Origin of the sequence: Nocardioides sp., from assembly GCF_024509035.1 — a bacterium.
Classification (GTDB): domain Bacteria; phylum Actinomycetota; class Actinomycetes; order Propionibacteriales; family Nocardioidaceae; genus Nocardioides.
Genome location: NZ_JANINT010000167.1, coordinates 1 through 4,854, shown reverse-complemented (window position 1 = coordinate 4,854; position 4,854 = coordinate 1). Strand labels below are relative to the sequence as shown.

At 73.5% G+C, this 4,854-nt stretch carries 5 protein-coding genes; 3 read left to right on the top strand and 2 right to left on the bottom strand.

Annotated features, from left to right (window positions below; all coding sequences use genetic code 11):
* Positions 1 to 103 precede the first annotated feature (103 nt).
* Together Q0L15_RS12805 and Q0L15_RS12800 are read right to left on the bottom strand one after the other, a co-directional pair.
* Positions 104 to 847, bottom strand: coding sequence for a C4-type zinc ribbon domain-containing protein (locus Q0L15_RS12805; RefSeq protein WP_296604829.1), 744 nt, complete (start codon positions 845 to 847; stop codon positions 104 to 106).
* Between the two features lie 37 nt (positions 848 to 884).
* Positions 885 to 2,003: a Nif3-like dinuclear metal center hexameric protein gene (locus Q0L15_RS12800; protein WP_296604828.1), complete on the bottom strand. Its 1,119-nt coding sequence runs from the start codon at positions 2,001 to 2,003 to the stop codon at positions 885 to 887.
* Positions 2,004 to 2,041: 38 nt separating this feature from the next.
* Here Q0L15_RS12800 and Q0L15_RS12795 point away from each other — a divergent pair, with 38 nt between their 5' ends.
* From Q0L15_RS12795 to Q0L15_RS12785, 3 genes are all read left to right on the top strand, one after another.
* Positions 2,042 to 2,356, top strand: a complete 315-nt coding sequence (locus Q0L15_RS12795; protein WP_296604827.1) for an antibiotic biosynthesis monooxygenase — start codon at positions 2,042 to 2,044, stop codon at positions 2,354 to 2,356.
* A gap of 229 nt (positions 2,357 to 2,585) precedes the next feature.
* Positions 2,586 to 2,873, top strand: coding sequence for a FeoA family protein (locus Q0L15_RS12790; RefSeq protein WP_296604826.1), 288 nt, complete (start codon positions 2,586 to 2,588; stop codon positions 2,871 to 2,873).
* A gap of 71 nt (positions 2,874 to 2,944) precedes the next feature.
* Positions 2,945 to 4,825 carry a ferrous iron transporter B gene (locus Q0L15_RS12785; protein ID WP_296604830.1) on the top strand — a complete coding sequence of 627 codons (1,881 nt, stop codon included), beginning with the start codon at positions 2,945 to 2,947 and terminating at the stop codon, positions 4,823 to 4,825.
* The last annotated feature ends 29 nt before the right edge of the window (positions 4,826 to 4,854 follow it).

Sequence of the window (4,854 nt, the reverse complement as noted above, 5' to 3'; positions counted from 1 at the left end):
GCGCCGTACGCCGCCGGGCCGGGGTTGCCGCGCGACCCGCCGTCGGCCTCGATGAAGACGCGGGCGACCGCCCTGCTGTCGGCCCCGCTGTCGGCCCGGTCGCTCACAGCCCGGACTCGGGGGTGCGGACCAGGATCCGGCTGCACTCCTCACACCGGACGACGTCGTCGACGGGCTTCGCCTTGATCACGGCCAGCTCGGCGTTGTCGATACCCAGCTGGCAGCCGGTGCAGCGGCGCTGGCGCAGCTCGGCCGCACCGATGCCGCCCTTCTGCTCGCGGAGCTTGTCGTAGAGCGCGAGCAGGTCGGCCGGCAGCCCCTCGACCGCGGTGGCGCGCTCGCCCTGCAGCGAGGTCAGCTCCGCGTCGATCGCGGCGACCTTCTCGTCACGGGACGTGGCGAGCTCGGCGAGCCGCTGGTCGGCCTCGGCGACCTGGCCCAGCAGGCCGTCGAGGTCGCGCTGGGCGTCCTCGAGGCGGGCCATCAGCTCCAGCTCCTCGTCCTCGAGGGAGGCGATGCGGCGCTCGAGCGACTCGAGCTCGTGGCCCATCCGCTCGAGGTCCTTGGGGTTGGTGACCAGCCCCTGGTCCATGCGGTCGCGGTCGCGCTTGCGGCGGGCCTTGACCGCCTCGACATCGGCGTCGACCTTCTCCTGCTCGGTCGTCAGGTCGTCGACGGCGATCCGCGCGTCGCGGGCCTTGTTGTCCAGCTCGGTGCGGCCGACCGTCAGCGACGCGATCTCCGCGAGCTCGGGCAGGCTCGCCCGCTGGTGCCGCAGCAGGTCGGCCCGGGCGTCGAGGGCCTGCACGTCGAGGAGCTGCAGCTGGGCGGACGGATCGGCTTTCACCGGATGGGCTCCTCGGGAGTCGCTGTGCACAGGGGGATCAGACGCGGAACTGCCACGGGTCGGTCCGAACGGTGCTGACCCGGGTGTCCACCGTATCGCCCAGGGCGGCCCTCAGCCGCGCCTCCACCACCGGGAGCCAGGTCCACTCGGCCGCCCAGTGCGCGACGTCGACCAGGGCCGGCCCCTGGCGCTCGACGAACTCGCTGGCCGGGTGGTGTCGCAGGTCACTGGTGACGTAGACGTCGGCGTCGGTGCGGGCGACGGTGTCGAGCAGGAAGTCGCCCGCGCCGCCGCACAGCGCGACCCTGCGCACCGGGCGCGACGGGTCGCCCGCGACGCGCACCCCCTGCGCGGTCGCCGGCAGGGCGTCGGCCACCCGGGCGGCGAACTCCCCGAGGGACAGCTCCGGCACCGAGCCGATCCGGCCGGTGCCTGTCGTGGCCAGCCCCGGGTCGCCCAGCTCGACGACGTCGTACGCCGGCTCCTCGTAGGGATGCGCCGCCAGCATCGCGCGCACCACCGGCGTCCGCCGGGCGCGCGGCAGCACCACCTCGACACGGACCTCGTCGACGACCTCGACCTCACCCACGGTGCCGATGGTGGGTCGGGCGCCCTCGAGCGGGCGGAACCGGCCCTCGCCGCGCGTGGAGAAGGACGCGCGGTCGTAGTCGCCGATGCGTCCCGCCCCCGCCTCGGCGAGCACCGCCCGCAGCCGATCGGCGTCGGCGGCCGGGACGTAGACGGTGAGCTTGTCGAGGGCGTCCGCCGCTGCGGGAAGGATCGGCTCGAGGTCACCGAGGCCCAGCGCGCGCGCCATCGCCTCGGACACGCCGCCCTCGGCCTGGTCGGCGTTGGTGTGGGCCGCCAGCAGGGCGCAGCCGGCCCTGGTGAGCGCCGTGATCGTGCGCCCCTTGGGCGTGGTCGCGGCGAACCCGTGGACGGCCTTGAGGAACAGCGGGTGGTGGGTCACCAGCAGGTCGGCGCCCCAGTCGGCCGCCTCCTCGGCGACCGGCATGACGGGATCGACCGCGAACAGCACCTTGCGCACCGGCGCCGCCGGGTCCCCGGCCACGAGTCCGACGGCGTCCCAGGAGTCCGCGGTGGCGGGTGGGTACCACCCGTGCAGCAGGTCGACGACGTCCGCGAGCGTGGGCATGGCGCCAGGCTAGTGGGGGTCCGACCTACCGTTGAGCCATGCCCGTCGTGAAGATCAACGCCATCTCCGTCCCGCCGCAGGCCCGCGAGGAGCTCGAGAAGCGGTTCGCCCACCGCGCCCACACCGTCGACGGCACGCCCGGGTTCCTCGGCTTCCAGCTGCTGCGGCCGGTGCGCGGCGACGACCGCTACTTCGTGGTGACCCAGTGGGAGGACGACGCCTCCTTCGAGGCCTGGCGCGACGGCGACGCCCGAGCCGCTCACGCCGGTCAGCCCGGCGAGCAGCGCAACCCGGTCGCCACCGGCGCCGACCTGCTGGAGTTCGAGGTCGTGCTGGACGTCTCCCCGGCGTGAGCTGGGTCCGGCGGGCCGACCCCGGGCGGGTCCGATCGTTCAATTGTTGGGTTAGGCACCGGTTACCGATCGGTAGCCGGTGCCTAACCCAGCAATTGAACCGAAGACCCGGACCCGGGACGCCGAGCGTGACCTGACCCACGCTCGGACGGGACCTTGGTCCCTGGGCGGGTGAGGCTAGCCTGACTAAGTTGAGCCTTACCTTCGTCGAGGTCGCCAAGGAGTCAGGTTGTCCGGTGAGACGCGGTCGCTCGTGGAGCTGCCGGCCGGTGCGCGCGCCACGATCGTCGGCGTCGCCGACGGCGTCGAGCCACACATCGCCCGCCGGCTCGTCGACCTGGGCCTGGTGCCCGGCACCGAGGTCACCGTCGTACGCCGGGCCCCGCTGCGCGACCCCACGCTCTACCGGTTCGCCGACACCGCGATGTGCCTGCGCGCGGCGCAGGCGCGCTGGATCGACGTCCGCGTGGGTGTGACCTCCGACGCGGGCCTGGCCGCCGTCGTCTCGGTGGCATGAGCTCGCACTGCGACCCGAGCGGGGCCCCGGCCTCCACGGCGATCGCAGAGCAGCGCACCACGGTCGCGCTCGTGGGCGCACCCAACGCCGGCAAGTCGACGATCTTCAACGCGCTGACCGGCCTGCGGGTCAAGACCGGCAACTACCCGGGCGTCACGGTCGGCCGCGCTCAGGGCACCTGCACCCTCCCTGACGGCACTCCCGTCGAGGTCGAGGACCTGCCCGGCACCTACAGCCTCGAGCCGATCAGCATCGACGAGCAGATCGTCGTCGACCTGCTGCACGGCCGCCTCGACGGCGTCGAGGAGCCCGACGCGGTGGTGGTCGTGGCCGACGCCACCACGCTGCGTACGTCGCTCCGCCTGCTCGCCGGGGTGCTCGCCCTGGGCCGGCCGACTGCACTGGTGCTGACCATGCACGACGAGCTGGTCGCCCGGGGCGGCCGGCTCGACCTCGACCGGCTCAGCCGCGCGCTCGGCGTCCCGGTCGTGGTGGCCGACGGGCGCAAGCGCTCCGGCGCCGGCGCGCTGATCGACCTGTTGCCGGCCTGGCAGGCCTGGTCGCGCCCCGTCATCGCCCCGCCGACCGACCCCGAGGGCTGCACCGCCTGGATCGGGTCGGTGCTGAGCACGGCCGACTACCGCTCCGCCCAGGAGAGCGCGCTCACCGCGCGCGTCGACCGCGTCCTGCTCCACCCGGTGGCGGGCGTCGCGGTGTTCTTCGCCGTGATGTTCGGCTTCTTCCAGACGATCTTCGCCCTGGCCGCGCCCGCCCAGGACGCGATCGGCACCGGCATCGAGCGGCTCGCCACCGCCGTCACCGACACGTTCGGCGACTCCGCTCCGGTCCGGCTGGTCTCCGACGGACTGCTCGGCGGGGTCGGCGGCGTGCTCGTCTTCGTGCCCCAGATCGCGCTGCTGTTCGTGCTCATCGCCGCGCTCGAGCAGGTCGGCTACCTCTCCCGCGCCGCGTTCCTCATGGACCGCGTGATGGCCCTGGCCGGCCTGGAGGGCCGGGCGTTCGTCGCGCTGCTGTCGTCGTTCGCCTGCGCGATCCCCGGCATCATGGCGACCCGCACGATGCCCTCGGCCCGGGAGCGGCTGGCCACGATGCTCTCGGTGCCGCTCGTGACGTGCTCGGCGCGGCTGCCCGTCTACACGCTGCTGATCTCGATGCTCGTGCCCGCCGACGCCCGCTGGGGCGGGCTGAGCGCACGCGGCGCGACGATGTTCGGTCTCTACCTGCTGGGTGCGGTCTCGATGATGCTGGCCGCCCGCGTCGCCACGCTGATCGGCGGCGGGCGGCACACGGTGATGCCTTTCACGATGGAGATGCCGCCCTACCGCCTGCCGGCCGCCCGCTCGGTCGTCGTGGCGGTCTGGCTTCCGGTCAAGGGCTTCCTGCACAAGATGGGCACGGTGATCGTGGTGTCCACGATCGTGCTGTGGGCGCTGCTCAACCTGCCCGTTCAGTCGGCCTCCGAGATGCGGGCCCACGGCGTCGATCCCGACGACGGCGCCGCGGTCGCGGCGTACACGATGGAGCACAGCGTCGCCGCCGGCATCGGCCGGGCGGCCGCCCCCGTGTTCGACCCGCTCGGCTTCGACTGGCGCACCAACGTCGCCGTGATCTCCTCGCTGGCCGCGCGCGAGACCTTCGTGGCGACGATGGGCCAGATCACCGCCGCGAGCGACCCCCACGATCCGACCCGGGCGCTGGAGGACACGACCTTCGACAGCGGCCCGCACGCCGGCGAGAAGGTCTTCACCTCCGCCACGCTGGCCGCGCTGCTGGTGTTCTTCGTCTACGCCCTGCAGTGCATGGCGACGATCGCCACGCTGCGCCGCGAGACGGGCGGGTGGCGCTGGCCGCTGACGGTGTTCGGCGTCTATTTCGCGCTGGCCTGGGCGATGGCGTTCCTTGCGCACACCGTGGTCGGGGCCGTCACATGACCGCGCTCGCGCTCCACCCCGAGGCCGGG

Coding starts and splice junctions, on each gene's coding strand:
- Q0L15_RS12800 (WP_296604828.1), bottom strand. CDS start 2,003: ATGCCCACGCTCGCGGACGTCGTCGACCTGCTGCACGGGTGGTACCCA.
- Q0L15_RS12795 (WP_296604827.1), top strand. CDS start 2,042: ATGCCCGTCGTGAAGATCAACGCCATCTCCGTCCCGCCGCAGGCCCGC.